This is a genomic window from Acidovorax sp. 100 (assembly GCF_003688355.1).
GTDB classification, from domain to species: Bacteria; Pseudomonadota; Gammaproteobacteria; order Burkholderiales; family Burkholderiaceae_C; genus Acidovorax; species Acidovorax delafieldii.
Genome location: NZ_REFD01000001.1, coordinates 3564569 through 3590890 on the forward strand (window position 1 = coordinate 3564569; position 26322 = coordinate 3590890).

General features: G+C 64.6%; 24 protein-coding genes. 17 read left to right on the top strand and 7 right to left on the bottom strand.

Translation table 11 applies throughout. The annotated features are described in order from the left end of the window. Positions 1–62: 62 nt before the first annotated feature. Positions 63–965 (bottom strand): LysR family transcriptional regulator, encoded by a 903-nt coding sequence (locus tag C8C96_RS16470; RefSeq protein ID WP_121942997.1) that lies wholly within the window; start codon positions 963–965, stop codon positions 63–65. Positions 966–2259: 1294 nt separating this feature from the next. Here C8C96_RS16470 and C8C96_RS16480 point away from each other — a divergent pair. The 10 genes from C8C96_RS16480 (at position 2260) to mmsB (ending at position 11486) form a co-directional block, all read left to right on the top strand. Further along, positions 2260–3111 carry an aspartyl/asparaginyl beta-hydroxylase domain-containing protein gene (locus tag C8C96_RS16480; protein WP_121942999.1) on the top strand — a complete coding sequence of 284 codons (852 nt, stop codon included), beginning with the start codon at positions 2260–2262 and terminating at the stop codon, positions 3109–3111. Further along, positions 3099–4127, top strand: coding sequence for a sulfotransferase family protein (locus tag C8C96_RS16485; RefSeq protein WP_121943000.1), 1029 nt, complete (start codon positions 3099–3101; stop codon positions 4125–4127). Before C8C96_RS16480 ends, C8C96_RS16485 begins: the two co-directional genes overlap by 13 nt. Next, positions 4124–5314: a hypothetical protein gene (locus tag C8C96_RS16490; protein WP_121943001.1), complete on the top strand. Its 1191-nt coding sequence runs from the start codon at positions 4124–4126 to the stop codon at positions 5312–5314. Before C8C96_RS16485 ends, C8C96_RS16490 begins: the two co-directional genes overlap by 4 nt. A gap of 12 nt (positions 5315–5326) precedes the next feature. Next, a complete protein-coding gene (locus C8C96_RS16495) occupies positions 5327–5875 on the top strand; it encodes a phage tail protein (RefSeq protein WP_121943002.1) in 549 nt (182 codons plus the stop codon). A 283-nt stretch (positions 5876–6158) separates the two neighbouring features. Then, on the top strand, positions 6159–7682 hold the full coding sequence (locus C8C96_RS16500; protein ID WP_121943003.1) for a CoA-acylating methylmalonate-semialdehyde dehydrogenase: 1524 nt from the start codon (positions 6159–6161) through the stop codon (positions 7680–7682). 198 nt (positions 7683–7880) lie between these two features. Next, a complete protein-coding gene (locus C8C96_RS16505; RefSeq protein ID WP_199737484.1) occupies positions 7881–8261 on the top strand; it encodes a lysozyme inhibitor LprI family protein in 381 nt (126 codons plus the stop codon). Positions 8262–8306: 45 nt separating this feature from the next. Further along, positions 8307–9473, top strand: a complete 1167-nt coding sequence (locus C8C96_RS16510; RefSeq protein WP_121943005.1) for an acyl-CoA dehydrogenase family protein — start codon at positions 8307–8309, stop codon at positions 9471–9473. 63 nt (positions 9474–9536) lie between these two features. Then, a complete protein-coding gene (locus tag C8C96_RS16515) occupies positions 9537–10049 on the top strand; it encodes a TfoX/Sxy family protein (RefSeq protein WP_121943006.1) in 513 nt (170 codons plus the stop codon). Positions 10050–10082: 33 nt separating this feature from the next. Further along, the gene (locus C8C96_RS16520; RefSeq protein ID WP_121943007.1) at positions 10083–10484 is read left to right on the top strand and encodes a DUF488 domain-containing protein; all 402 of its coding nucleotides are present in this window, start codon (positions 10083–10085) and stop codon (positions 10482–10484) included. A 54-nt stretch (positions 10485–10538) separates the two neighbouring features. Next, positions 10539–11486, top strand: a complete 948-nt coding sequence (gene mmsB, locus C8C96_RS16525) for a 3-hydroxyisobutyrate dehydrogenase (RefSeq protein ID WP_255424925.1) — start codon at positions 10539–10541, stop codon at positions 11484–11486. 119 nt (positions 11487–11605) lie between these two features. On the opposite strand, the gene C8C96_RS16530 is transcribed toward mmsB, so the two are convergent. From C8C96_RS16530 to icd, 4 genes are all read right to left on the bottom strand, one after another. Further along, entirely contained in the window at positions 11606–15238 is a 3633-nt protein-coding gene (locus C8C96_RS16530) for an EAL domain-containing protein (protein WP_121943009.1), read from the bottom strand. Between the two features lie 18 nt (positions 15239–15256). Further along, positions 15257–15667, bottom strand: a complete 411-nt coding sequence (locus tag C8C96_RS16535; protein WP_056062437.1) for a response regulator — start codon at positions 15665–15667, stop codon at positions 15257–15259. Next, on the bottom strand, positions 15664–17514 hold the full coding sequence (locus C8C96_RS16540; RefSeq protein WP_121943010.1) for a PAS domain S-box protein: 1851 nt from the start codon (positions 17512–17514) through the stop codon (positions 15664–15666). The genes C8C96_RS16535 and C8C96_RS16540 overlap by 4 nt, the downstream gene beginning before the upstream one ends. 359 nt (positions 17515–17873) lie before the next feature. After that, positions 17874–19133 carry an NADP-dependent isocitrate dehydrogenase gene (gene icd, locus C8C96_RS16545; RefSeq protein ID WP_015014237.1) on the bottom strand — a complete coding sequence of 420 codons (1260 nt, stop codon included), beginning with the start codon at positions 19131–19133 and terminating at the stop codon, positions 17874–17876. Positions 19134–19358: 225 nt separating this feature from the next. Between icd and C8C96_RS16550 the strand changes: the two genes are divergently transcribed. Beyond that, positions 19359–19562 carry a hypothetical protein gene (locus C8C96_RS16550; RefSeq protein ID WP_056644838.1) on the top strand — a complete coding sequence of 68 codons (204 nt, stop codon included), beginning with the start codon at positions 19359–19361 and terminating at the stop codon, positions 19560–19562. 192 nt (positions 19563–19754) lie between these two features. Beyond that, positions 19755–20294: a DUF192 domain-containing protein gene (locus C8C96_RS16555; RefSeq protein ID WP_121943011.1), complete on the top strand. Its 540-nt coding sequence runs from the start codon at positions 19755–19757 to the stop codon at positions 20292–20294. A 167-nt stretch (positions 20295–20461) separates the two neighbouring features. On the opposite strand, the gene C8C96_RS16560 is transcribed toward C8C96_RS16555, so the two are convergent. Together C8C96_RS16560 and xseA are read right to left on the bottom strand one after the other, a co-directional pair. Next, positions 20462–21043, bottom strand: a complete 582-nt coding sequence (locus C8C96_RS16560) for a superoxide dismutase (RefSeq protein WP_056062412.1) — start codon at positions 21041–21043, stop codon at positions 20462–20464. 211 nt (positions 21044–21254) lie between these two features. Continuing rightward, positions 21255–22580 carry an exodeoxyribonuclease VII large subunit gene (gene xseA / locus C8C96_RS16565; protein WP_121943012.1) on the bottom strand — a complete coding sequence of 442 codons (1326 nt, stop codon included), beginning with the start codon at positions 22578–22580 and terminating at the stop codon, positions 21255–21257. 352 nt (positions 22581–22932) lie between these two features. Between xseA and C8C96_RS16570 the strand changes: the two genes are divergently transcribed. The 5 genes from C8C96_RS16570 to kdsB are packed head-to-tail and all read left to right on the top strand — an operon-like array spanning position 22933 to position 26163. After that, entirely contained in the window at positions 22933–23580 is a 648-nt protein-coding gene (locus C8C96_RS16570; RefSeq protein WP_056062406.1) for a MotA/TolQ/ExbB proton channel family protein, read from the top strand. Between the two features lie 5 nt (positions 23581–23585). Beyond that, complete coding sequence (locus C8C96_RS16575) at positions 23586–24020, top strand: biopolymer transporter ExbD (protein ID WP_056062402.1); 435 nt, start codon at positions 23586–23588, stop codon at positions 24018–24020. 5 nt (positions 24021–24025) lie between these two features. Continuing rightward, on the top strand, positions 24026–25126 hold the full coding sequence (gene lpxK / locus C8C96_RS16580) for a tetraacyldisaccharide 4'-kinase (protein WP_121943013.1): 1101 nt from the start codon (positions 24026–24028) through the stop codon (positions 25124–25126). A gap of 27 nt (positions 25127–25153) precedes the next feature. After that, positions 25154–25336, top strand: coding sequence for a Trm112 family protein (locus tag C8C96_RS16585; RefSeq protein ID WP_056062396.1), 183 nt, complete (start codon positions 25154–25156; stop codon positions 25334–25336). Next, positions 25333–26163, top strand: a complete 831-nt coding sequence (gene kdsB / locus C8C96_RS16590; RefSeq protein ID WP_121943014.1) for a 3-deoxy-manno-octulosonate cytidylyltransferase — start codon at positions 25333–25335, stop codon at positions 26161–26163. The genes C8C96_RS16585 and kdsB overlap by 4 nt, the downstream gene beginning before the upstream one ends. Positions 26164–26322: the final 159 nt, after the last annotated feature.

Below are 26322 nucleotides of genomic sequence, written 5' to 3' on the forward strand. Positions count from 1 at the left end.
AATCAGGAAATGGAATCTAACGGGCTTGTAGTGCTAGTCGAAATTGACTTATCAGCTATCAATTAAGTAGCAATCACCGCAGGCAACAACAACCCCTGCTGAGCCGCCACCGCCTCCCGCAAAAACGCCCACGTGGCTTGCATGCGGGCCACGTGCTTGTTGTCGCCCGGCATGGACATCCAGAAGGTGCGCTGAAAGCGCGCCACCCCAGGCAGCACGGGCACCAGCGACTGGTCTTGCGCCGCCACAAAGGCGGGCAGCACTGCCAGCCCCGCCCCCACCCGGGCGGCTTCGTACTGGGCCAGGATGCTCGTGCTGCGCAGCGCAAAATGCGCTGGCCGGTGCAGCTCGTCCAGGATCTGCAGTTCCTTGCTGAACAGCAGGTCGTCCACGTAGCTGATGAAGGTGTGGCCCCGCAGGTCGTCCGGCGTGTGGATGGGGGCATGGCGCTGCAGGTAGCTGCGCGCTCCATACAGTTGCAGCACGTAGTCGGTCAGCTTCACGACCACCACCGCGCCACGCGCCGGGCGCTCCAGCGAGATGACGATGTCCGCCTCGCGGCGCGACAGGTGCACCAGGCGCGGCAGCGCCAGCAGGTCCACCACCAAACCGGGGTGTTCCGACGCGAACTGTGCCAGTTGGGGCGCTAGGATCAGGTTGCCAAAACCTTCAGTGGTGCCGATACGCACCAATCCATGCAGACCCTGGTGTACACCGGGAGCGGCACTTTCAACCACAAGAAAAGCGGCCTCCATCGCCTCCACCTGAGGCATCAGCTGCCGGCCGGCCTCTGTCAGCCGATGCCCTCCTGGCTCACGGGAAAAAAGGGCCGAGCCCATCTGGTTCTCCAGCGCCTGCAAGCGACGCGACACCGTGGTGTGCTCCACACCTAGGCGGCGCGCGGCGCCCGCAAGCGTGCCTGCGCGCGCCAACTCCAGAAAATAACGGAAATGATCCCAATCCATAGCCGGATTGTGGCGCCCCGGACCGAGACAATCCGGAAATCAGGCGCTGGTGCACTCGCACGACCGGTCAAAAAAGCCGACCAAAGACGCAACCCCGCGACGGCGCAAGGGCATCGGGAGATAAATCGCACAAAAATAATTTACACCGCATATTTTCTATTGCACACTGCGCTCGCGCCGAAGCTCGCGACAATGGAACAGCGAGCAATAACCAGAGCCCATTGGGCCAAGGCACCCGCAGCGGTTGCCAGCAATAGTCAAGTGCGAGGGAGGAAAAATGAAGACATTTGTGCAGCCCCAGAGGCTGTCCGCTGGCATGCACATGCCACACGCAGGGCAAGTCACCTGCCGCACTTAGCCATGGCCACAGGCACTGGCACACTGCCTCCCTTTTTTGCGCCGCAGGCCCTGCGCCGGCTTGCGTTGTCCATCCGCATCCTTAGTCCCTGACCTTTATGAAACGCACCACTTTTCGTTACAAATCGCTGTGGGCCGGTCAAGCCTGCCTGGCATTGGCAACTTTTTCCGTCCACGCAGCGGACGTGAGCATCACACCGCCTCCCGGCGGCGGATTCGTGGTCAAGGGACCCGCCAATACCGAGCGCCTGCGTGTGCAAGACTCCGGCGAAGTGAGGGTTCCCAGTCTGTCAGGCACGGCCAACAACAATGCCAGCGTGCTGTGTTTTGACGGGCCTACGGGGCGCCTAGGCCAGTGCGCCCCCGGAGTAACAACAGGCGCAACGGGTGCTACTGGTGCCACAGGCCCAGCAGGTCTCACGGGAGCAACGGGTGCCACCGGCGCGACGGGTCCAGCCGGCCTGACGGGTGCAACGGGTGCCACCGGCCCGTCTGGGGCCACTGGATCCGCCGGTGCAACAGGTGCTACCGGACCAGCAGGAACCCCTGGTGCACAAGGCGTAGCGGGCCTGACTGGCGCTACCGGAGCCACGGGCGCCGCCGGTCCTGCCGGAGCTACAGGCGCGACAGGCCCCCAGGGTCCAGCGGGGAGTAACTCCATTGCCATCAATATTCGAACGGCAAGTGGCAGTGGGTCGGCAGACAGCTGCGCAGTGACCTCCTGCTGCAACGTGGGTGAAAAAGTCGTCGGCGGCGGGTACGAGGGCGCAAGCGGCGCTGCCGGAATTGACGCTGACGCTGTGTATGTGGCGGCCAACCGCCCCGTCGAGGGCGGTGCTTGTGCGGCCGGAGTCCAGGGCTGGTCGGTTCGACTCCTCAACTCCTACCGCGTACCCTCGTTGACCACAGCCTGCAGTTCTTACGCCATCTGCGCGCAATGACGTATCAGGACTCGTCGCTTGCCGACCTGCAACCCCATGGCCTGATGGTGCAGGGCATGCGGACCGCCAGGTTGCCTTGGCGTTTTGACGCGGCCACAGCCCTGGCCGAGGTGAATGCCCTGCCAGCTTCCCTCTGGCGTACCCATTTCAATGAAGGCCGCCATGACGGAGGTTGGCAGGCACTTGCACTGCGTTCCGCGCCCGAGGCTCCCATCGATGTCGTTCCCATTGATGTGCCAGCATCGGGCTATGCCGACACGCCGGCTTTGGAACAATGCCCTTCGCTGCGAGCGATGCTGGAGACCATGGCATTGCCCTGGAAATCCGTACGGCTCATGCAATTGCTGCCCGGCTGCGAAATCAAGGAGCATACCGATGCGGGTGTGTGTGCTGCGCGCGGCGAAGCCCGCCTGCACGTGCCGCTGCAAACCGGCGAGCAGGTGTTCTTCCATGTCGATGGTGAGCGCATTCCGCTGCGAGCTGGCGAGTGCTGGTATGTGGATGTATCGCTGCCGCACCGTGTTCGCAACCGTGGCAGCCAAAACCGGGTGCACCTGGTGGCGGACGCCTCGGTGGACATGCGTCTGTTCGAGGCCTTCCGCGCCAGCGATGGCGGCGAGCCTTTGTCCGACCCCAGCGACCCGTGGAGCCAGTTCATCCGGTTTCGCGACTTCGTGAGGGCGGATGCAGAGCGTTCCACAAGACTCAGCGGCATCACCAACCCTTCCGAGTTCGTGCAGGAATCGGTGCGCATGGGACAGGACGCAGGCTTTCAATTTGACGCATCGGATGTGGAATCGGCCATGAAGGCAGGGCGCCGCGCGTGGGTGGAACAATGGATTCTGTGAACTTCAGCGGCTGGCGCCCCATCCGCTTTTACATCGCCAAAGGCCAGGTGATGGTGGACTGGATCCGCTTGCTCGACGAGCCGCTGCGCGAGCCCTTCTTCCAGCACGGCATCCAGAGCCAGATGCAGCGCCCTTTCCATCTGGCGTTCCGGCGCCAGACGCCGCTCAGCGACCTGCTGGCATGGCATGAGCAGTCGCCGGGCCTGGATCCATCACTCGTCATCTTCCACGTCTCGCGCTGCGGCTCCACGCTCATCACGCAGGCGCTGGCCGAAAGTCCGCACCATCTGCAGCTGTCGGAGCCCGCTCCGGTGGACTTTCTGCTGCGCCAGGCCTTGCCCAGCGGGCTCATCGACAAGGCGCAGGTCTTGCGTGCACTGCGCGCATGGGTCAGCGCCTGGGCCCAGCGCTGCGACAGCGCCAGCCCACGGCTCGATTCCGTGAGCCTCAAGCTCGATGCCTGGAACACGGACAAAGCCCCGCTGGTGGCCGAGGCTTGGCCCGAAGCGCGCTGGGTGTTCCTCGCCCGGGAACCGCTGTCTGTGCTGGTTTCGCAAATGAGAGAGCGCGCATTTTTGTTGGTGCCAGGCACACTGGGCGCCTGCCTGGATGGCCTCAGCCTGCAGGAGCTAACCGTCATGCAGCCTGAGCTTTACTGCGCACGGGTGCTGGGCGACATCTATGCGGCCATGGCCCGGGAGTTCAACCCCGCACGCACGCTGCTGCTCGACCATACCGAGCTGCCCGGCACCATCGAAACCAATGTGCTCGTGCATATGCGCTGGCAAATGTCCGCAGATGACCGTGCGCGGATGCGCGAACGCATCACGCGGCACGGCAAGCACCCCCTCCAAGCCTATGTTCCAGACACGGAAACCAAACACAGCATGGCAAGCGACCATCTCCAATCCCTGACCGCGCAATGGATCGCCCCTCACTACCAGAGGATTCAGGACTTGCGCCAGTCCCGCCGTCCGGCGGCCTCCCATCCGCTGGTTGAGGAGGCACTGCCATGATCGCGCCCCTGCATCGGCGCCATTTCCTCGCCACGGGCGGAGCGGTGGCGGCCACCGGCGTCCAGCTCTCGGCACCTGTTCTCGCTTCCGTCGGCCCGACTCGCCCCCAGTGGCGCATTCTGGGCATCGCGCCCGCATCAGAAAAGCTGCCGCAGCTTGCACGCGACTACCGGCAAGGCGTGGAGCTGGGCCTAGCGCAGGCTGGCGCCTCGCAGGTCGGGCTGACCTGGCTGTCGGCAGGCCCCTTGCCTGGAGCGCCTGCCAAGGCCATCGGGGCCGCGCTGCAGGACGGCAAGATCGATGCCGTGATGGGGTGGATGCCCCCTTTGCTGGCAAAGAAGGTATTGGCCCTGACGGAAAAGGCCGATGTGCCCCTCTGGATCAGCGACAGCGGGGCCGACATCGCAGCCCCTTCGGAGCACCACCCCCTGCAGGTTCGCCACAGTCTCGAACTGTGCGCCATGGCATCTGCCCTGGCCGACAAGGTGCATGCGCAACGTGGCCCCCGCGCTTTCCTGTCGATGGGCTGGCACGAGTCGGGGTACGACTTCATCCAGGCCTTCCAGCACCGCTGGCGCTCATTGGGCGGGCAGATCGTGGGCCGCCACATTGCAGGCGCACCAGGACGCTCACCAGAGTTTGGTGACCTGAAACAGGCGATTGTTTCGCAGCAACCCGACGTGGTGATTGCGTTGTTCTCTGGCTCTCAGGCGGACCGTTTTACCCAATGGTGGCAAGCCCAGACGGCCTCGCTGCGCACCGAATTGGCGGGGTTTCCCTGGCTTTCCGATGGCGCCACGGGCGTTCGTGCATGGACCGTGGCAAGCTGGCCCACCGCCAACATCGCAGAACCTGGTTGGAAGGCCGGCTTCGCACAGGCAGGCCTTGCGTGGACCGCTGGCGCACTGCTGGGTGCCGAGGCGGGCTTCAGCATGGGCACCGCCCTAGCGGCGGCCAGCCCGGGGACCAGCGCACACGACCTTTGGGCAACGCTGCACACAGCCTCACTAACTGGCCCTCGCGGTGTACGCAGGTGGGCCGATACCGCCAGTGACAGCGTCGGCCCGCTGTGGGAGCGCTCCACCGAGCTCAATGCCCAGGCTTGGCGTGAGCGCCAGGCCTATCCCGCCCTCTCCGCATCCTCAGCCGCACACAGCGGCTGGACGACCGGCTACTTTTTGACTTAATGAGGAACCCCCATGAGTAATCCACTTCTTGGTGAAATCAGAATATTCGCCGGCAATTTCGCCCCTCGCGGATGGGCCTTTTGCCAAGGGCAGCTAATGAGCATTTCCCAGAATACCGCCTTGTTTGCCATTCTAGGAACTACCTATGGGGGGGATGGCCAAAACACGTTCGGTTTGCCCGATTTGCGAGGGCGAGTTCCCGTGGGTCAAGGTTCGGGCCCGGCACTTACAAACAGAGACCTAGGCGAGCGTTCTGGGACCGAAAGTGTCACGTTGCTATCCACAAATTTGCCTGCACATACACACCCCGTCTCTCTCTCCACCCCCGCAACAACCGACCTTGGCACGCTGATGGCACCAGGCCCAGCTGCCATACCAGCAGCGTCCAACCAGCGCAATGCACAGTACGCGCCCAATGCCAGCGCCAATACGACCCTACCGGTGAACGGTAACAACAACACCGGAAGCACTGGAAACAACGTACCCATTTCCGTGATGCAACCCTACCTGGGTGTTAGCTTCATCATCGCTTTAGAAGGCATTTTTCCCTCCCGAAATTGAGTGCGTTACGTACGCTGCACGCATCACAAAAATAGGGGCAGGCCGCAGGGCCTGCCCCTATTTTTTTGGAGGCGAGCCCTCCCGTCGACAGGGTGAAGCGCAAGCCCCAAGGGCTTTCCCAACATCCGGAAGCCCATGAACTGAAGGGCGAAGGTGCAGGGCAAATGATGTGCGCAAAAGCACATCCAAATTGCAAATCAACGCATTGCAATTACATATTTGCACGCATACCATGCACGGGTTGGCCCCATTGCAGGCCCTTCACCACCCCGGAGACATCCCCATGAACGCACCCACCAACGTGGCCGCACTGGCCCCCACCGTCAAGCTGTTGATCGGCGGCAAATTCGTCGAATCCAAGTCCACCGAGTGGCGTGACGTGGTGAACCCCGCCACGCAAGAAGTGCTGGCCCGCGTGCCGTTTGCCACGGTCGATGAAATCAATGCCGCAGTGGCCTCGGCCCAGGAAGCGTTCAAGACCTGGAAGAAGACCCCCATCGGCACCCGCGCCCGCATCTTCCTCAAGTACCAGCAGCTGATCCGCGAAAACATGGCCGAGCTGGCTGCCATCCTCACGGCAGAGCAAGGCAAGACCCTGCCCGACGCCGAAGGTGATGTGTTCCGTGGCCTCGAAGTGGTCGAACACGCTGCCAGCATCGGCAACCTGCAACTGGGCGAGCTGGCCAACAACGTGGCTGGCGGCGTGGACACCTACACCCTGCTGCAGCCGCTGGGCGTGTGCGCGGGCATCACCCCCTTCAACTTCCCGGCCATGATCCCGCTGTGGATGTTCCCCATGGCCATCGCCACGGGCAACACCTTCGTGCTCAAGCCCTCTGAGCAAGACCCCATGGTGACCATGCGCCTGGTCGAACTGGCGCTTGAAGCCGGCATTCCACCCGGCGTGCTCAACGTGATCCACGGTGGCGAAGCCGCTGTGAACGCGATCTGCGACCACAAGGACATCAAGGCGATCAGCTTCGTGGGCTCCACCAAGGTGGGCACCCATGTCTACAACCGCGCCAGCCTCAACGGCAAGCGCGTGCAATGCATGATGGGCGCCAAGAACCACGCCATCGTGATGCCCGATGCCAACAAGGAACAGACCCTGAACGCCCTGGCCGGTGCTGCTTTCGGTGCCGCAGGCCAGCGTTGCATGGCGCTGTCGGTGGTGGTGCTGGTGGGCGAGGCGCAAAAGTGGATCCCCGAGCTGGTCGCCAAGGCCAAGACCCTGAAGGTGAGCGCCGGTGTGGAACAAGGCACGGACGTGGGCCCCGTGGTGTCCTGCGCCGCCAAGGACCGCGTGCAGAGCCTGATCGAGCGCGGCATTGCCGACGGCGCCACGCTGGAGCTGGACGGCCGCAACCCCGTGGTGGCAGGCTACGAAAAGGGCAACTTTGTGGGGCCCACGGTGTTCAGCGGCGTCAAGCCCGGCATGAGCATCTACGATCAGGAAATCTTTGGGCCTGTGTTGTGCCTGTCGGCCGCTGCCGACATCGATGAAGCCATTGCCTTCATCAACGACAACCCCAACGGCAACGGCACTGCCATCTTCACCCAGTCGGGTGCGGCAGCCCGCAAGTTCCAGGAAGAGATCGACGTGGGCCAGGTCGGCATCAACGTGCCAATCCCTGTGCCAGTGCCACTGTTCTCGTTCTCGGGCTCGCGCGCTTCCAAGCTGGGCGACCTGGGCCCCTACGGCAAGCAGGTCGTGCTGTTCTACACGCAGACCAAGACGGTGACGGCGCGCTGGTTTGACGACAGCACCATCTCGCATGGTGTGAACACCACGATTAGTTTGAAGTAACCCCCTGAGCGGCTTCGCCGCTTCCCCCTTTCTCTGCATCGCTGCGCGATGCGGAAGGGGGACGCAGCCAGCGCCTGACCCGGTGACTGGCGGCCCTTGCGCGGCTACCTCGCTTTTGTCCGCGCCGGTTTCAAACGCTGTGCGCGGTGGTAAAAGCAGGGCATGCAAACTATTCAGACAACGATGCAGAGATGGGCCATGGTCTTCGGTGCTGCTTGCGCGATGCTGATGGGTGCCGATGCCCACGCACAGGCCGGTGCCGCCTGCAAACCCGGCGGCACGGTGGAAGAAACCAACGCCTGCGCCGTGCAAGCCTTCCAGGCGGCAGACACCGAGATCGCCATCCTCTACGGCGACGTGATGCGCGCCCTGTCGGCCCACGAGCGGCCCCAGCTGCGGCAGGAGCACTCGGCCTGGCAGCGCGAGCGCACCACCCGCTGCAAGCAGGCGCAGCGCAGCAACGAATCGCAACCCCAGTGGCCGCGTCTGTACCACGAGTGCCTGACGGCCGAAACCCAGGCGCGCCGCAAAGGCCTGATGCGCTGGCTCACGCTGGACCACCCGTCCGCCAAGCCCTGAGCAAGGCCCCCAGAACAACAAGAACCGACGACGAGACAGAACACCATGGACTTTGAACTCACCGAAGAACAACGCGCCTTTGCCCAGACGGCCCGCGACTTTGCACAAGCTGAGTTCGCACCCCACGCCGCGCACTGGGACGAGGAAGGCATCTTCCCCAAAGAAGCCATCGCCAAGGCGGGCGAGCTGGGCTTTTGTGGCCTGTACGCACCCGAAGCCGCCGGTGGCCTCGCCCTGCCCCGGCTGGACGCCACGCTGGTCTTTGAAGAAATGGCGGCCGTGGATCCCAGCACCACCGCCTTCATCACCATCCACAACATGGCCACCTGGATGCTGGGCACCTGGGCCACGCCCACCGTGCGCGACCACTGGGGCCCGCTGCTCACCACGGGCGAAAAGCTCGCCAGCTACTGCCTCACCGAGCCCGGCGCGGGCTCCGACGCCGCCTCGCTCAAGACCCGCGCCGAGCTGGTCGGCAACGAATACGTCATCAACGGCGCCAAGGCCTTCATCAGCGGCGCAGGCAGCACCGACGTGCTGGTGCTCATGGCCCGCACCGGCGATGCGCAATCGGGCGCCAGCGGCATCAGCGCCTTTGCCGTGCCCGCCGATGCGCCCGGCATCAGCTACGGCAAGAAGGAACAGAAGATGGGCTGGAACAGCCAGCCCACGCGCACCATCAGTTTTGACAACGTGCGCATCCCCGCCGACCACCTGCTGGGCCGCGAGGGCGAAGGCTTCAAGATCGCGATGAAGGGCCTGGACGGCGGTCGCATCAACATCGCCACCTGCTCCGTGGGCGCGGCGCAAGGCGCGCTGAACGCCGCGCAGCAGTACATGCAAGACCGCAAGCAGTTTGGCAAACCCATCGCCAGCTTCCAGGCCCTGCAGTTCAAGCTGGCCGACATGGCGACCGAGCTGGTCGCCGCCCGCCAGATGGTGCGCCTGGCCGCCAGCAAGCTCGACGCCGGTGCGCGCGATGCATCCACCTACTGCGCCATGGCCAAGCGCTTTGCCACCGACGCAGGCTTTACCGTCATCAATGACGCCCTGCAGTTGCACGGCGGCTACGGCTACATCCGCGAATACCCGCTGGAGCGCCTGCTGCGCGACGCGCGCGTACACCAGATTCTGGAAGGCACCAATGAAATCATGCGGGTGATCATTGCGCGGCGCATGCTGGATGGAGATGCCACCGAGGCCATCCGGTAGCTACAACATTCATAGCCACCCAGGCATATTGCACTAGCGCTACCGGCATTTTTAGCTCTCACCATGCCCGCCCGTCCGCTGTCTGACGAAACCCTGCACCTGATTGACGCCGTGCGCACGGCGCTCGCCCACCGCAGCGACGTGGAAGAGCGTGCCCTGTTTGGAACGCACGCCTTCTTCGTGGACGGCAAGATGTGCATCGCCGTCAAGGGCGAAGAGCTGCTGGTGCGGTTACCGCCGGAGCGGCACGGAGAGTTGCAGGAGATGCAGAACACACGCGAGCTGTCACCCGGCGGCGGGATGAAGGGCTACTTCTGGGTGGAGCCCAACGGCTTTTCCACCCGGGCGCAATGGAGCTTCTGGATCGACGAAGCACTGGCCTACAACCCGCACGCCAAGGCGGCACCGCCCAAGAAAAAAAGGGATGCCGCCAAAGCCCGGCCAACTACTGCCAAGAAAGTCGCAGCAACAGGTACGCGCGCGAAAAGCGCGACAAGCGCTACCGCCAAGATCGCCAAGCCGCCTGCCAAAAAGCCCGCAGCCAAGAAGCACAGCATCTTCGAAGCCGACGACTGACTCGCCCCTCCACACCCCACCCGGAGCCCCACCATGCCCCTTCGCATCGTCCGCCTTGGCACCCCGCGCGCCGCTGGGGAAGGCACCCGCATCGGCACCGTGCGCCGCCCGCCGCGCGGCGTGCCCAAGGCCGAGTTCGCCAGCCGCGACTACTACGACGTGTGGTACCCCCTGCTCTCCCCCAGCGCCGACCTCATGGCCCAGGGCCAGCAGGTGCCCAGCGGCCAAGAAGGCGACAAGGCGTGGGAGACTTTCGCCAAGCAATTCCGCAAGGAACTGGCCCAGCCCGAGGCCAGCCGCACGCTGGATTTGCTGGCCGCGCTGTCGCACCACAGCGCCCTATCGCTGGGCTGCTACTGCGAGGACGAAGCCCGCTGCCACCGCTCGGTGCTCCGCGCTGAGCTGGCGGGCCGCGGAGCAGACATTACCAATTGATTTCAGATGTTTTGGGGCTCAAGCGCTAGATAAATATGCGCTGGTAGCTATCAAATTCATACCAAGCACCAACCCTTTTCCTTTCACCATCACAACGACATCCAGGAGCAACACAGCATGAAAATCGCATTCATCGGCCTCGGTAACATGGGCGGCCCCATGGCACACAACCTGCACAAGGCAGGCCACGAAGTGCGCGCGTTCGACCTCTCCCAACCCGCCCGCGACAAGCTGGCCGCAGACGGCGTGCCCATCGCCGCTGACGCCAAGGCAGCAGTCGCAGGCGCTGAAGTCGTCATCAGCATGCTGCCCGCCAGCCAGCACGTGGAAGGCCTGTTCCTCGGCGCGGGCGACCTGCTGGCGCAGCTGCCTGCAGGCACGCTGATCATCGACTGCTCCACCATCGCAGCCGCCACCTCCCGCAAGGTGGCCGAAGCCGCCAAGGCCAAGGGCGTGGCTTTTATCGACGCGCCCGTGTCGGGTGGCACCGGCGGCGCCATTGCAGGCACCCTCACCTTCATGGTGGGCGGCGATGCGGCCGACCTGGAACGCGCCCGCCCCGTGCTCGAAAAAATGGGCGCCAACATCTTCCACGCCGGCAGCGTGGGCGCAGGCCAGACGGCCAAGATCTGCAACAACATGCTGCTGGGCATCCTGATGGCTGGCACCAGCGAAGCCATTGCCCTGGGCGTCGCCAACGGCCTGGACCCCAAGGTGCTGAGCGAAATCATGCGCCGCAGCTCGGGCGGCAACTGGGCGCTGGAGAAGTACAACCCCTACCCCGGCGTGATGGAAACCGCGCCCGCCAGCAAAGGCTACGCGGGCGGCTTTGGCACGGACCTGATGCTGAAGGACCTGGGGCTGGCGCAGGAGAACGCGATGGCGGTGAAGGCCGCCACGCCGCTGGGGGGCATGGCGCGCAATCTGTATGCAGCACACAGTCTGGCAGGCCACGGCGCGCTGGACTTCTCCAGCATCATCAAGATGGTGCAAAAGGGCTGAAAGCGAATACGCTGAGGACCCAGGGCTGGGGGCGCTGCTGCTTTTTGCGGCCCACTCGTCCACCGAGGGCCTTACGTAGCCCCCGAATGCCGACCTGCAGGTCGGCATTTTTTTGCCCGCTATTTCGCCACCAGGGTCTGGAGAAACTGCGCCTCAAACACCTCGGCAGGCACCGGCTTGCTCAACAGGTATCCCTGGATCTCGTCGCAGCCCAGCAGTGCCAGATGGCGGGACTGGTCCTCGGTCTCCACCCCTTCGGCGACCACCTTCAGGCCCAGCGAATGCCCCAGGTTGATGATGGTGGAGACCAGCGCCACGCCCTGCGGGCCCGAGGCCATGTTGAGGATGAAGGACCGGTCGATCTTGAGCGTGTCCACCGCCAGTTTGGCCAGGTAGCTCAGCGATGAGAACCCCGTGCCAAAGTCGTCGATGGCAATGGTGATGCCCATCTCGCGCAGCGCATGCAGGCTGGCGGTGCTGTGCTGCACATCGTCCATGACCATGCTTTCGGTGATCTCCAGCTCCAGCCCTGCGGCCGCCCCTGCGTCGTGGGCCACGGCGTCGCGCACCTCGGCAATGAAGCCCCGGTGCCGCAGCTGCAAGAACGACACATTGACGGCGACCCGCAGGGGCGCCAGCCCCGCCTGGCGCCAGCGCAGGTTGTCGGCCAGGGCCTGGCGCAGCGCCCAGCGGCCCACGTCGTAGATCAGACCGGTTTCTTCCAGAATGGGGATGAACTGCGCGGGTGGCACCAGTCCACGGCGGGGATCGTTCCAGCGGATCAGGGCCTCGGCCCCGGCGATAGCACCCGTGGCCAGGTGCTGTTTGGGCTGGTAGTGCAGCACGAACTGGCCTTGCTCCAGCGCGTCGCGCAGGCGGCCTTCCAGGCTCAGGGCCTCCGCCACGCGGGTGTTCATCTCCGAGGTGTAGAACAGCAGGCTGTCGGCCGAGGCCTTGGCCTTGTTGAGGGCTGCCTCGGCGTTGCGCAGCAGGGTCTCTGCATCGGCACCATCCATGGGGTACAGCGCAACACCGGCCTTGGCGGCCATGCGCAGCTCGGTGCCGCCCAGCACAAAGGGCGCATCAAAACAGGCCCGCATCAGGCCATCCAGGGCCAGCGCCACTGCGCCCGCGTCCCGCGCGTCGGTCACGGCGATGCCAAAGCTGTTGACGCCAATGCGTGCTACGTCGTACGCGTCGCCCGCCGCTTGTTGCAAGCGCTGCGCCACCTGCTTGAGCAGTTCGTCCCCCTCCTGGCGCCCCAGGGTGTCGTTGACGAACCGAAACCGGCTGATGTCCATGAGCCCCATGCCGAGCAGCGCCTTGGCCCCTTCGCGCGGCCGCAGGTGCTGGCCGCTGCGCTCCAGGAACAGGGTGCGGTTGGGCAGACCGGTGATGTCGTCGTAATACGCCAGATAGTTCAGCCGCTCTTCCTTGTCGAGGTGGTCCATGGCAAAACCGATGTCCCCCGCCAGCTCGGTCAGCAGGTGCATCTCGTCATCGTCAAAGAACCCGGCTTCGTCTGCAAAGAGGGCGATCACGCCCACCACCTCGTGCGCCACCAGCAAGGGCAACACTGCCATGGATGCCACGCCGCGCGCAGCCAGCTCCTGCGGCACCAGAATGCGTGGGTCGCTCTGAATGTCTTCACACACCGCGGCCTGCTGGGTGCGCACCACACTGGCGCTCAGGCTTTCGCCCTCCCTGGGGGTTTCGCTGAGCCATAGTCGGCGCCGCACATGCATCAGGAAGTCTGCCCCGGCCCCGGCGAGCGCCACCGGCACCACCTCTTGCAAGGCATGGTCCACGCGGCCGATCCAGGCGATCTTGAACTGGCCCTGCTCCACCGCAACACGGCAGGCCTCGCGGAACAGCTCGTCGCGCTGGCGCACGCGCACGATCAAGGTGTTGATGCCGCTGAGCACGGCGTACACGCGGTTGAGGCGCTTGATGCGCCGCTCGGCATCCCGGCGGGCCGTGATGTCTTCTCCCAAGGCTGCCACCCCGGTCACCTGCCCGCCCACCGAGCGCAACACGGTGTTGTTCCAGTGCACCAGGCGCCGCCCGCCAGAGCGGGTCAGTATCTCGTTGTCGTAGTGCCACGCTGACGGCCGATCGGCCAGCACGTCCGCAAAAACACTGCGCACATCGCCCATCTCGGGTGGCACAAACAGATCGAACCAGTTGCGGCCAAACACTTCGTCGCGCTGCCAGCCGGTCAGGCGCAGCAGGTAGTCGTTGCAGTAGGTGATGCGTCCTTCGCAGTCGAGCATCAGCGAGATCATCTCGACCTTGTCGAGCATGTCGTTGAAGCGGCGGTCACTTTCGTGCAGTTCTTCTTCGGCGCGCTTTTCCTTGGTGATGTCCTGGATGGTGTTGAACCAGCGGCCCTGCTCCCCACGGCCCGCCTCGTCCTCCAGCGGCTCCATCACCTGGCGCAAGTACAGCGGCTGGCCGTCTCCACGCAGGACCCGGTAGGTGAAATCCATGCGCGCACCCAGGTGGGCGGCCTGCAGCGCATGGTGGCGGAACATGTCGCGGTCATCGGGGTGCACCAGTGCCAGCCATTCGCGAGCCGAGCGGGGCATGGCGCTCTCGTCCAGGCCCAGCATGTCGGGCAAGGTATCGAGCCAGCTTTCGAAGGCGCCATCGGGCCCGCTGATGACGTGGGATATCTTGGCCAGCGCCTGGGCCCGGCGCAGGCTGGCCTTGTTGGCACGCAGGGCATCCACGGCCCGCTGGCGCTCTTGCACCTGCACCTGCAATTGGTCGGCGTGCTGCTGAATCTCCTGGTACAGGCTGCCGTTCTCATAAATGCGGCCCACCTGCGCGCCCAGGATGGCGAGGACTTTTTCGTCATCGGCGCTGAAGGCATCGGCCCCCAGCTTGTTGGCCAGACACAGCCAGCCATAGGAGAACGACAACGACACGATGGGTGCGATCACTGCCGTGTGCACCGGGGGATAGCCTGCGGGCAAACCCAGCGCCACAGGATCGCCGCCGGCATTGACCAGGCGCTGCGGGCGGCGTTCGGCCCGCAGCTGCCCCAACAGCCCATGCGACACCACAGGCAGATCGAGCGGTCCGTTCTGCAGGGCCGGGTCCATGCCGCTGGTGCAGGTGATGGCACCGTCGCTGTGCTTGCGCACCACGCACAACACGGCGTACTGCGCGCCCACCAGCTCGCGCGCACCCCGGCACACATTGGCCAGCAGCACCTGCGGATCGCGCTCGGAGGCCAGCTGCAGGTTCAGATCGGTCAGCGCGGACAGGCGCCGGTTCATGGCCTCCAGCTCGGCCATGTTGCCGGTGAGCTTGTCGGTCATCAACTGCAGGTGATGGGTCTGAAAACTGTGTTCCAGCGCCACCGAGGGCTGGTGGCGGATCTGCGTGAGCGCCTGCTCGATAGCGGCCAGGATGTCCTGCGGCTCGCAGGGCTTGAACAGCACCTGGGTCACGCCGCAGGCCTTGGCAAGGCGCAGGGCGTCTTCCTCGTGATAGTGGGCACTGCAAAAGATCACCTGCGTGGCCGCCAGGCCATGTTCAGAGCGCAGTTGCCGCACAAACTCAAAGCCGTCCATGGTCGGCATCAGGATGTCGGAGATCACCAGGTCGGGGCGTTCGGCACGGACCACGGCCAGCGCCTCGGCGCCATCGGCCGCCTCCAGCGCCTGGTGGCCGCTGTGCCCGATGAGGGTCACCACCAGGGCGCGGTTGGCGGGGAGGTCATCGACGACGAGGATCTTTGCCATGCTGTACGTGCTGGATATTCAACCTGATTGGGGCGGAGCCGGGTGGGCACCAGCCAAAAACGCCTCGATCTGCTGCACAAACGTCTCGGGCGTGATGGGCTTGGACAGGTGTTCATTAAAGCCGACTTCGAGGGCCTTTTCGCGGTCACCGGGCATCGAGAACGCAGTCACCGCCACCAGTGGCACCACCCGCCAGCGTGGGCTGGCGCGCAGGCCGCGGGCCACCTCGTAGCCGTTCATCACCGGCATCTGCAGGTCGCACAACACAATGTCCGGACTCTCGGCCAGGGCCAGGTCCAGCCCCACGGCACCGTTTTCGGCTGCCAGCACGCGGTGGCCAGCGGCTTCCAGCAGGTAGGTGACCAGCAGGCGGCTTGCGTCATCGTCCTCGATGACCAGAATGGTGGCGGGATGGATGGTGGTTGTCATGCCAGGGGCTCCGGCAATTGCAGGGTGAAGGTGCTGCCCAGGCCTTCGGTGCTGTCAAAACCCAGCGTGCCTCCCAGTGCTTCGGCCAGCTTGCGGCTCAGGTGCAGGCCCAGGCCCGTGCCTTCGTGGTGGCGGCGGTCCGCACTTTCCACCCGCGAAAACGCCTCGAACAGCCGGGGCTGCTCCTGCAGCGGTATGCCTGGCCCGGTGTCCTGCACGCGCAGCTGCACGGCGCGGCCGTTGGGCAGCTGCAACTCCTGCAGCACCACATCCACCCGCCCCTGTTGCGTGAACTTGATGGCGTTACCCACGAGGTTGATGAGAATCTGACTGAGCGCGCGCCGGTCGGTGAGCAGCAAGACATCCACCGGCGGCGAATGCACGGCAAAGGCCAAGCCCTTGCGCCGCGCCTCCAGTTCCAGTGTCGCAGACACTTCGTCGATCAGGGTCTTGCAGTCCACCGGCTCCAGGTTCAGCGTGACCTTGTGGGCGCTGAGCTTGGCCACGTCCAGCAGATCATTGATGAGCGACAGCAGGTGCTTGGCGCCGGTCTGCACGATGCGCAACTGCTTGTCCTGTTCAGCATTGAGCGGGCCGGGCAGCTTCATGAGCAGCGTGCCGGTGAAGCCAATGATGGCGTTGAGCGGTGTGCGCAGCTCGTGGGACATGCTGGCCAGAAAACGGTCTTTGACCAGCGCCGCGTTCTCCAGCTCCAGGTTCTTGTCGCGCAGCACCTGCTCGATGCGCTTGCGCTCCGTCACATCGCGGATGGCGCTGGAGACAAACAGGCCCTCCTCCGTCTCCAGCGGGCTCAGGCTGATCTCTACCGGAAACTCGCTGCCGTCCTTGCGCAAACCGTGCAGTTCCAGCCCTGCGCCCATGGAGCGCGTACGCGGTTCGGCAAAAAAATTGCGCCGGTGGTCGGGGTGGCGGGCGCTGAAGCGCTGGGGCACCAGCAACTCAATGGGCTGGCCCAGCAGCTCATCGCGGCTCCAGCCAAACAGTTTGACCGCCTGGGAGTTGACCAGCACGATGCGCCCTTCGCGGTTGACGATGACCATGGCGTCGGGTGCGGCCTCCAGCAGGTCCTTGAACTTCTGGTCTGCGCGCTTGCGGTCGGTGATGTCGCGGATGGCGCTCATCACCATGGTGCCCTCTTCGGTGTCGATGGGGCTCAGGCTGATCTCGACCGGGAACTCGCCACCGTCCTTGCGCAGGCCATGCAGCTCCAGCCCCGCGCCCATGGTGCGCGTGCGCGGCTGGCCAAAAAACCCGCTGCGATGGCCCAGGTGGGCACCCCGGTAGCGGTGGGGTAACAACACCTCCACCGCCTGGCCCAACAACTCGGAGCGGGGGTAGCCAAACACGCGCTCGGCCTGCGAGTTGACGAGCACGATGCGCCCGGTCACGTTGACCATCACGATCGCGTCGGGGGTGGATTCGAGCAGGTCGCGAAACCGTGCCTCCAGCAGCTTGGCATCGCGCTGCACCTTGAGCTGGGTGACATCCTTCTTGCTCGACAAGAAGTACAGCACCTGCCCGGCCGCATCGCACACGGCCTTGGTCGATACATTGACATGCACCAGCGAGCCGTCCTTGCGGCGGCGCACAGCCTCCTGCACCGAAGTGCCCAGTCGCAGGGCCTCGGCACGGAAAAGATCCTCTTCATGCGCGCGGCCCTGGGGCACGATCAGGTCGAGGATGGAGCGCCCCTGCACTTCGGCCTGCGAATAGCCAAAGATCAGCTCGGCCGCCGGGTTCCACTCCAGCACCACGCCCTGGGGTGATAGCACCAGCAATGCATCGGGGTTTTGCTCCCAGTACCCGGCAGAAAAGTCAGTCGCCATGCAGCCCTCTCGCTCCGGGGGCGGTGGCATCACAGCGTCGGCTGTGCCTGGTGTGCCTCCGCGTTGGCCCCGGTGTCGGTGTTGTTGTGTGGGTGGAAAAGGCGCACACCACACTCGCAGTGCTGTACCTGGTCACCACCCCTTCGCCACACGGCACACCCATCACCCTGCGTCGTGAGGGCCAGGGCAGCGCATTGCGGCGAAAGCGCCAACCCATATTAGGGGGGAATGCCGCAAAACACCAACACTGAAATGCCAACCCGGCCGCGCAAAAAAACAAACCCCTGAACCCCTCAAGGATCAGGGGTGCCATTGCATCCAAGGCCGCCCATTTCAGGCCGCGGTGCAGCGGAGGCTCATCACATGTTGTCGATCATGACCTGCCCAAACCCCGAGCAGCTGACCTGCGTGGCGCCTTCCATCAGGCGGGCAAAGTCGTAGGTCACCTTCTTGGATGCGATCGACTTCTCCAGCGAGCTGATGATCAGGTCGGCAGCCGCCGTCCAGCCCATGTGGCGCAGCATCATCTCGGCCGACAGGATCTCGGAGCCGGGGTTGACGTAATCCTTGCCCGCGTACTTGGGCGCCGTGCCGTGGGTGGCTTCAAAGCAGGCCACCGAGTCGGACATGTTGGCGCCAGGGGCAATGCCGATGCCGCCCACCTGTGCCGCCAGCGCGTCGGAGATGTAGTCACCATTCAGGTTCAGCGTGGCCACGACCGAATACTCGGCAGGGCGCAGCAGGATCTGTTGCAGGAAGGCATCGGCGATGCTGTCCTTGATGGTGATTTCCTTGCCGTTCTTGGGGTTCTTGAGGCGGCACCAGGGCCCACCGTCGATGAGCTCGGCACCGAATTCCTTCTGTGCCAAGGCATAGGCCCAGTCGCGAAAGCCCCCTTCGGTGTACTTCATGATGTTGCCCTTGTGCACGATGGTCACGCTGGGCTTGTCGTTGTCGATGGCGTACTGGATGGCCTTGCGCACCAGGCGCTCCGTGCCCTCAATGGACACGGGCTTCACGCCCAGACCGGACGTGTTGGGGAAGCGGATCTTCTTCACCCCCATCTCGTCCTGAAGGAACTTGATGAGCTTTTTCGCCTTGTCCGACTCGGCCTCGAACTCGATGCCGGCGTAGATGTCTTCCGAGTTCTCGCGGAAGATGACCATGTTGGTCTTTTCAGGCTCCTTCAGCGGCGAGGGCACGCCCTTGAAATATTGCACAGGGCGCAGGCACACGTACAGGTCCAGCTCTTGGCGCAGCGCCACGTTCAACGAGCGGATACCGCCGCCCACGGGCGTGGTCAGCGGGCCTTTGATGGACACTACGTACTCGCGCAGCACCTGCAGGGTTTCATCGGGTAGCCACACATCGGGACCGTACACCTTGGTGGACTTTTCGCCCGCGTACACCTCCATCCAGTGGATTTTCTTTTTGCCGCCGTAGGCCTTGGCCACGGCTGCATCCACCACCTTGATCATGACGGGCGTGATGTCGAGGCCCGTGCCGTCACCTTCGATGAAGGGGATGATGGGCTCGTCCGGCACATTCAGGGACATGTCGGCGTTGACGGTGATTTTCTGGCCTTCGGCAGGCACCACGATGTGCTGGTAGGTGGTCATGGGTGGGGAGTCTCCGATGTGCGCCGAGTCTGATTCGGTCGATGAGGGGCAAAGCGAGGAAAAGAAGCACCGCCGCAGGCGCGCCAGTGTGGTTTCAAACCATTCTAATGACAAAAAATTTCGTCCAAGACCCTGTCAACGGGCCGCGCGCTGCTATCGTTGCGAGTGGAGCCGTACGGAATTCGTCCGGCCCTTCAACCTTCGTTCACACTGGAAACGGCATATATGAAAAAACTCCTCGCTGTCCTCGTGGCCGGTCTGTTCACTGCTGGTGCTTTTGCACAGGCACCCGCAGCCGCCCCTGCCACCACCGCTCCCGCAGCCGCTCCCATGACGGCCCAGGCAGCAGCACCGGCCACCAAGAAGGTCGCCAAGAAAAAGACCACCAAAAAGGTCGCCAAGAAGAAAACCGCCCACAAGGCCGCCTGATCGCAAGGCCTGACATACCCACCACGGGGCCCTCAGGCCTTCGCCGATTCAAAAACCGCCCGCTCCTGCGGGCGTTTTCTTTGGTGCTTCGCATACTCTGCGCACCGCCTGAACTTTTTGCGAGCGCTGCAGTCCGTCCCTGGCGCAGCTGCCGCACCCTGTGTTGTCTTTTTTTGCCAGAAAGTCCCGCCCATGACCGCCTCACGCGCCCTCCCAGCCTTCCCGCTCGCCGCCCTGCGCGGGGCGACCGGTGTTCCCAGCCGTGCCCGCCGCGCCGTCGGGGCCTGGGGGGTTTGGCTGGCGGCATGTGCACTGGCCGCGCCCGCTGGGGTCGCCCAGGCGCAGGAAGGCCCGCAGATGAACCTGCGGCGCGTGGAACTGACGGCCGGCATGCACCGCATCGACGCCCAGGTCGCTCTCACCCCCCAGGAGCGCCAGACCGGCCTGATGCACCGCAAGGAAATGCCCGCGCACGAAGGCATGCTGTTTGTGTTTGAGCAGCCCTCCCAGCAGTGCTTCTGGATGAAGAACACCTTGCTGCCGCTCACGGCGGCCTTCGTTGCCGATGACGGCACCATCGTGAACCTGGAGGACATGAAGCCCCAGACACTGGATTCACACTGTTCGGCCAAGCCCGTGCGCTACGTGCTGGAGATGAACCAGGGCTGGTTTGCCAAGAAGGGCATCAAGGCCGGGGCCAAACTCAGTGGGACCCCGTTTGCCCGGCAGTGAAGCCAAGGGCTGCTGATGCTACATATTTAGCAGCAACAGAACCATAATTCACTAACGCATCCAGCCGAAAACACTTCAAATTTTCTGTCGTGCAACAAAAAACGGCCCGAGGGCCGTTTTTTGTTGCCTGCGCGATGTGGGCGCCACACCGCGACTGCGCGGGTCGATCAGGCGAAGTTGGCTTCAGCAAACTTCCAGTTCACCAGCTTGTCGAGGAAGGTTTCGACGAACTTGGGACGCATGTTGCGGTAGTCGATGTAATACGCGTGTTCCCACACGTCCACCGTCAGCAGGGCCTTGTCGGCGGTGGTCAGGGGCGTGCCGGCGGCGCCGGTGTTCACGATGTCCACGCTGCCGTCAGCCTTCTTCACCAGCCAGGTCCAGCCCGAACCGAAGTTGCCCACGGCGGACTTCACAAAGGCTTCCTTGAAAGCGGCGTAGCTGCCCCACTTGGCGTTGATGGCTGCGGCCAGTGCGCCCGATGGCTCACCGCCACCCTGGGGAGCCATGCAGTTCCAGAAGAAGGTGTGGTTCCAGATTTGCGCAGCGTTGTTGTAGATGCCACCGCTGGCCTTCTTGATGATCTCTTCCAGCGTCAGAGACTCGAACTCGGTGCCCTTTTGCAGGTTGTTGAGGTTCACCACGTAGGCGTTGTGGTGCTTGCCGTGGTGGTACTCCAGGGTTTCCTGGCTGTAGTGCGGGGCCAGTGCGTCGATGGCGTAGGGCAGCGGGGGAAGGGTGTGTTCCATGGTGGTGTTTCCTCGTGGTTTGAAATTCTGGAATGCCGTCTGCAACGCGGGCTTTCCTGAGCAATGCAGTCGGACACAGCGCGAAGGGGGCATTGTAGGAACATCAGGTGACCTGTGCAGCATGTGGGCTCCCGGTTCCCCACCCGCAACGCCACAAACCGCCGCTGTCCTACAAAAAAGCGCCCCGCCGCCCTCGCCCTCCGCGATCCGCTCACAGCAACCGTGGCTGCGACACCGTCACATCCACAGCGCCGTCGGCCAGCGTGGCCCGCAGCGCGTCGCCCGGCTGGGCCTGGCGCACGCTGGTCACCGCCTGGCCGCTGGTGTCGGTCAGCAGCGCATAACCGCGCTGCAGTACCAAGCGTGGGTCCAGCAGTTCCAGTCGCAAGGCAGCGCGGTCCAGCCGCTCGGCGTGCTGCGCAGCACTGCGTTGCAAAGCCTGGGGCAATTGGGTTTCCAGTGTTTGCTGGCGTTGCGCCAGGCGCTGCATTTTCAGGAGCACACCATGGCGCATGCGCTGCGCAAGGCGCGCCAGTTGCAGCTGCTGACGCGCCACCAGGCCCGAGGGACGGCCGAGGCGGGCCGCAGCCTGGTCCAGCCGCTGGTGGCGGGTATCCAGCTGGCGCTGCACTCCATCGCTGAGGCGGCCTGCCAGCAACCCCAGCGCGCCCAGCCAGACCTCGCGCGGCTGGGCCACCAGCTCGGCCGCTGCAGTGGGGGTAGGTGCACGCAGATCGGCGCAAAAGTCAGCGATGGTGAAATCGGTCTCATGCCCCACGCCGCTGACCAGGGGCACTGGGCTTTGCACGATGGTGCGGGCCAGCTGCTCGTCGTTGAAGGCCCACAGGTCCTCGATGGAGCCGCCTCCACGGACCAGCAAAATCACGTCAATAGGCGGATGCCGGTTCGAATCAGCCCCAGGCGCCTGCCCCGCTTGCGCGAGCAGATACAGTTTTGATAGCGCCGCAATGATCGACGGCGGGGCGGCCACACCCTGGACCTGCGCTGGCACCAGCACCACCGGAATGTGCGGCACACGCCGGCGCAACGCCGTGACCACATCGTGCAGCGCGGCTGCGCCGGCTGACGTGACCAGGCCAATGCCGCGGGGCTGCAGCGGCAGCGGGCGCTTGCGCGCCGTGTCGAACAGGCCTTCGGCGTCGAGCTGCACCTTGAGCCGCAGGAACTGCTCGAACAACGCGCCCTGCCCCGCGCGCTGCATGCTTTCCACGATGAACTGCAGGTCGCCACGTGCCTCATACACACCGAGACGCCCGCGCACTTCCACCAATTCACCATCGCGCGGCGAAAAGTCAAGCAACGTGGCTGCGCGTCGGAACATGGCGCAGCGCAACTGCCCGTTGGCGTCCTTGATCGAAAAATAACAATGACCGCTGGACGCGCGCGAGAAGCCCGTAATCTCGCCGCGCACCGCGACAGGATTGAAGCGCGCCTCCAGGGCATCAGCAATGGCGCGGCACAGCGCGCCAACTTCCCAGATACGGGGCGCCGCTGCTGGGCTTGAGCGGTCAAACATGAGAAACGGCGCGCGTTGGCGCCGCGCCCCCCCGGCGAGTACTCCACAGTTTCGAGCCAGCGGGAGTTGCCTTCAAACTGGGCACCCCAATCGGCTGCAAAACACGAGAGCACGTGCAAGCTGTTGATTTATATACATTTTTCACTGCACAATTTTTCATCAATCTGTTGCAAGCACGGCGCGAAGCCACTTTGCAAGGCTGTGGATGTGGGTTGCCCACAAAGTTATCCACAGTTTTTGTGGGTGAGCGCGGTGATGGGTGGCGTGCGCGATAACGTAACGGTTTGTGACGCGGCGGCCGCCGCAAGCTGGGCCATAATTGCCGATTGCTTTCATCTGCGCGGAGAGAGATTTGCTGTCCATCATACAAGCCGCAGGCTGGCCCATCTGGCCCCTGATCGCGTGTTCCGTCCTGGGACTGGCACTGATTTTTGAACGTTTTCTGGCCCTGAAAACGGCCCGCGTGGCCCCCCCCAAACTCCTCGACGAAGCCATCACGGTGTCGTCCAAGGCCTTGCCCACCCCCGACGTGGTGAACCAGCTGGCCCAGAACTCGGCCCTGGGTGAAGTGCTGGCCAGCGGCCTGCGTACCCTCAACAGCAACCCCCAGTGCAGCGAAACCGACCTGCGCGCCGCCATGGAAGGCACCGGCCGCGCGGTAGCGCACCGGCTGGAGAAGTACCTGTCGGCCCTGGCCACCATCGCTTCAGCCGCGCCGCTGCTGGGCCTGCTGGGCACCGTCATCGGCATGATCGAAATCTTTGGCTCGCAGGCTGGCGGCGGCGGTGTGGGCCAGGCCATGGGTGGCGGCAACCCGGCCCAGCTGGCGCATGGCATCTCCATCGCGCTCTATAACACCGCGTTTGGCCTGATCGTGGCGATCCCCTCGCTGATCTTCTGGCGCTACTTCCGGGCCCGCGTGGACGCGTATCTGCTCACGCTGGAGCTGGCGTCGGAGCAATTCGTTCGCCATATCCTGCGCCTGCGCAAAGCCAAGTAAGCGCCATGAACTTTCGTCCCCGCGCCAAGGATGAGCCCGAGATCAACCTGATCCCGTTCATCGACGTGCTGCTGGTGATCCTCATCTTTCTGATGCTCACCACCACCTACAGCAAGTTCACGGAGCTGCAACTCACCCTGCCCGTGGCCGATGCCGAGCAGCAGCGCGACCATCCCAAGGAAGTGATCGTGTCGGTGGCCGCAGACGGCCGCTACGCCGTCAACAAGACCGGCGTGGAAGGCAAGAGTGTGGATGCCATCGCCCAGGCTCTGCGCAGTGCTGCCACCGCAGGCCGCGACAGCGTGGTCATCATCAGCGCCGACGCCATGTCGCCACACCAGTCCGTGGTCACCGTGATGGAAGCCGCGCGCCGCGTGGGCCTCACGCAGATCACGTTTGCCACGCAGTCGTCCGCGTCGGGACGCGCGGCCAGCCGCTGACGGGCATGGCCGCTTCCGGGCCGCAGCCGCCCCGGGCTTCGGCCCCGCAGGTCTCTCTGCCCACGGCCGAACAACGGCTTCACAACATCTGGCAGTCCCGGGGTCCAGCGGCTTGGGCACTGTGGCCCGTTTCCCTGATGTATGGCGCGTTGGTGGCGCTGCGCCGCTGGCTGTATCGCAGGGGCTGGCTTCGCTCCGAACACCCGGGCCGCCCCGTCATCGTGGTGGGCAACGTGATTGCCGGAGGCGCCGGCAAGACCCCGGTAGTCATCGCACTCGCCAAACACCTGCAGGCGCGCGGCCTGCGCGTGGGCGTGATTTCGCGCGGCTATGGCCGCAGCACGCACGACTGCCGTGCGGTACTGCCTGACAGCCTGGCCAGTGAGGTGGGCGACGAGCCCGCCCTGATTGCCCGCAGCGTGGCGGCGGGTGGCACAGTGCCTGTGTTTGTGGCCCCGCGCCGCATCGCTGCCGCACGCGCGCTGCTGGCCGCGCACCCTGACACCGACGTTCTTATTTGCGATGACGGCTTGCAGCACCTGGCGCTGCAGCGGGACTTGGAGATCTGCATCTTCAATGACCAGGGCATCGGCAACAGATTTCTGCTGCCTGCCGGCCCGCTGCGGGAGCCCTGGCCCCGCGCCGTGGACATCGTGCTGCACGCAGGCAGTGCGCCGCCGCACGGGACCAAGGCGCCTGCATTTGAGCTGCAGCGTAGCCTGGCGCCCTATGCCCTGCGGTCGAACGGCCACCAGGTGCCGCTGGCCCAATTGCAGGGGCAACCGCTGCATGCGGTGGCAGCCGTGGCCAGGCCCAGCGATTTTTTTGCCATGCTGCGCACCCAGGGCCTGGCGCTGGAGCGCACCGAGGCCCTGCCAGATCACTATGATTTTGATAGCTGGCAGCGCATATCCGACCAGCGCATGCAGCTTGTTTGCACTGAAAAAGACGCCGTAAAGCTCTGGACCCGCCATCCTGACGCACTGGCTGTTCCCCTGGTCGCGCAGATGGACCCGCAATTTTTTACCGCCCTCGATGCCTGGCTCCATCGAATTACGACCGGCCCAGGATCCCAAAGGCCGCCGCTATCATCTGCCCCTGCCTGAACGAACCTCCCGGAAAGCGCCTCCCCCATGGACCCCAAACTGCTTGAACTGCTGGTCTGCCCCGTCACCAAAGGCCCCCTGACCTATGACCGCGAGGCGCAGGAACTCGTGTCGCGCAGCGCGCGGCTGGCCTACCCGGTGCGCGACGGAATTCCGGTGTTGCTGGAAAACGAAGCCCGTACCCTGACCGACGAGGAACTGGAGCAGTGAGCGCACCAGTGCCCGCCGTAGCCCACCCCCCCTTCACCGTGCTGATCCCGGCACGCATGGCTTCAAGCCGCTTGCCAGACAAGCCGCTGGCCGACATTGCGGGCCTGCCCATGGTGGTGCGCGTGGCCCAGCGTGCTGCGCAGAGCGCCGCAACCCGCGTCGTGGTGGCGGCCGACGACGCCCGCATCCTGCAAGCCTGCGCAGTGCACGGCGTGGATGCCGTCATGACCCGCGCCGACCACCCCAGCGGCAGCGACCGGCTGGCCGAGGCCTGCCTACAGCTGGGGCTGGACGGCGACGACATCGTGGTCAATGTGCAGGGTGACGAGCCGCTGATAGACCCCGGCCTCATCAATGCCGTGGCAAGCCTGCTGCAAGACCGAGATGGAAAGCGCCCCGAAGCCAGCATGGGCACCGCTGCCCATGCCATTGCGTCCCAGGCCGACTACACCAACCCCAATGTGGTGAAGGTGGTGCTGGACGCGCGGGGTCTGGCCCATTACTTCAGCCGTGCACCCATCCCTTTTGGCCGCGACCACGCGGGCACGGCCTGGTGGGAGGGCGCGGCACAGGCCGCCCAGCCCGGCGTCAAGGCACTGCAAGGCTTTGCACCGCTGCGGCACGTGGGCATCTACAGCTATCGCGCAGGGTTCTTGCGGAAATTTCCGCAGCTGGCGCCAGCACCGACCGAGGCGGTGGAGGCCCTGGAGCAGCTGCGCGCACTCTGGCATGGCCACCACATCGCCGTGCACCTGGCAGACGCAGCGCCCGGCCCTGGCGTGGATACGCCGGAGGACCTGGAGCGGGTGCGCGCGCTGTTTCGCTGAAAGCGCTCTGGCGCCGCCGTGCGGGGTGCACTGCGGGCGCACTCTCAACGCACTGGGGACGTACAGCGGGGCCCCATGGTGCACACGTGGAGGCGCCGACCTAGAAACGGTCACCCATGTAAGTCAGCGCAAGGTGGTCACATGCTATCCTCAACTGTA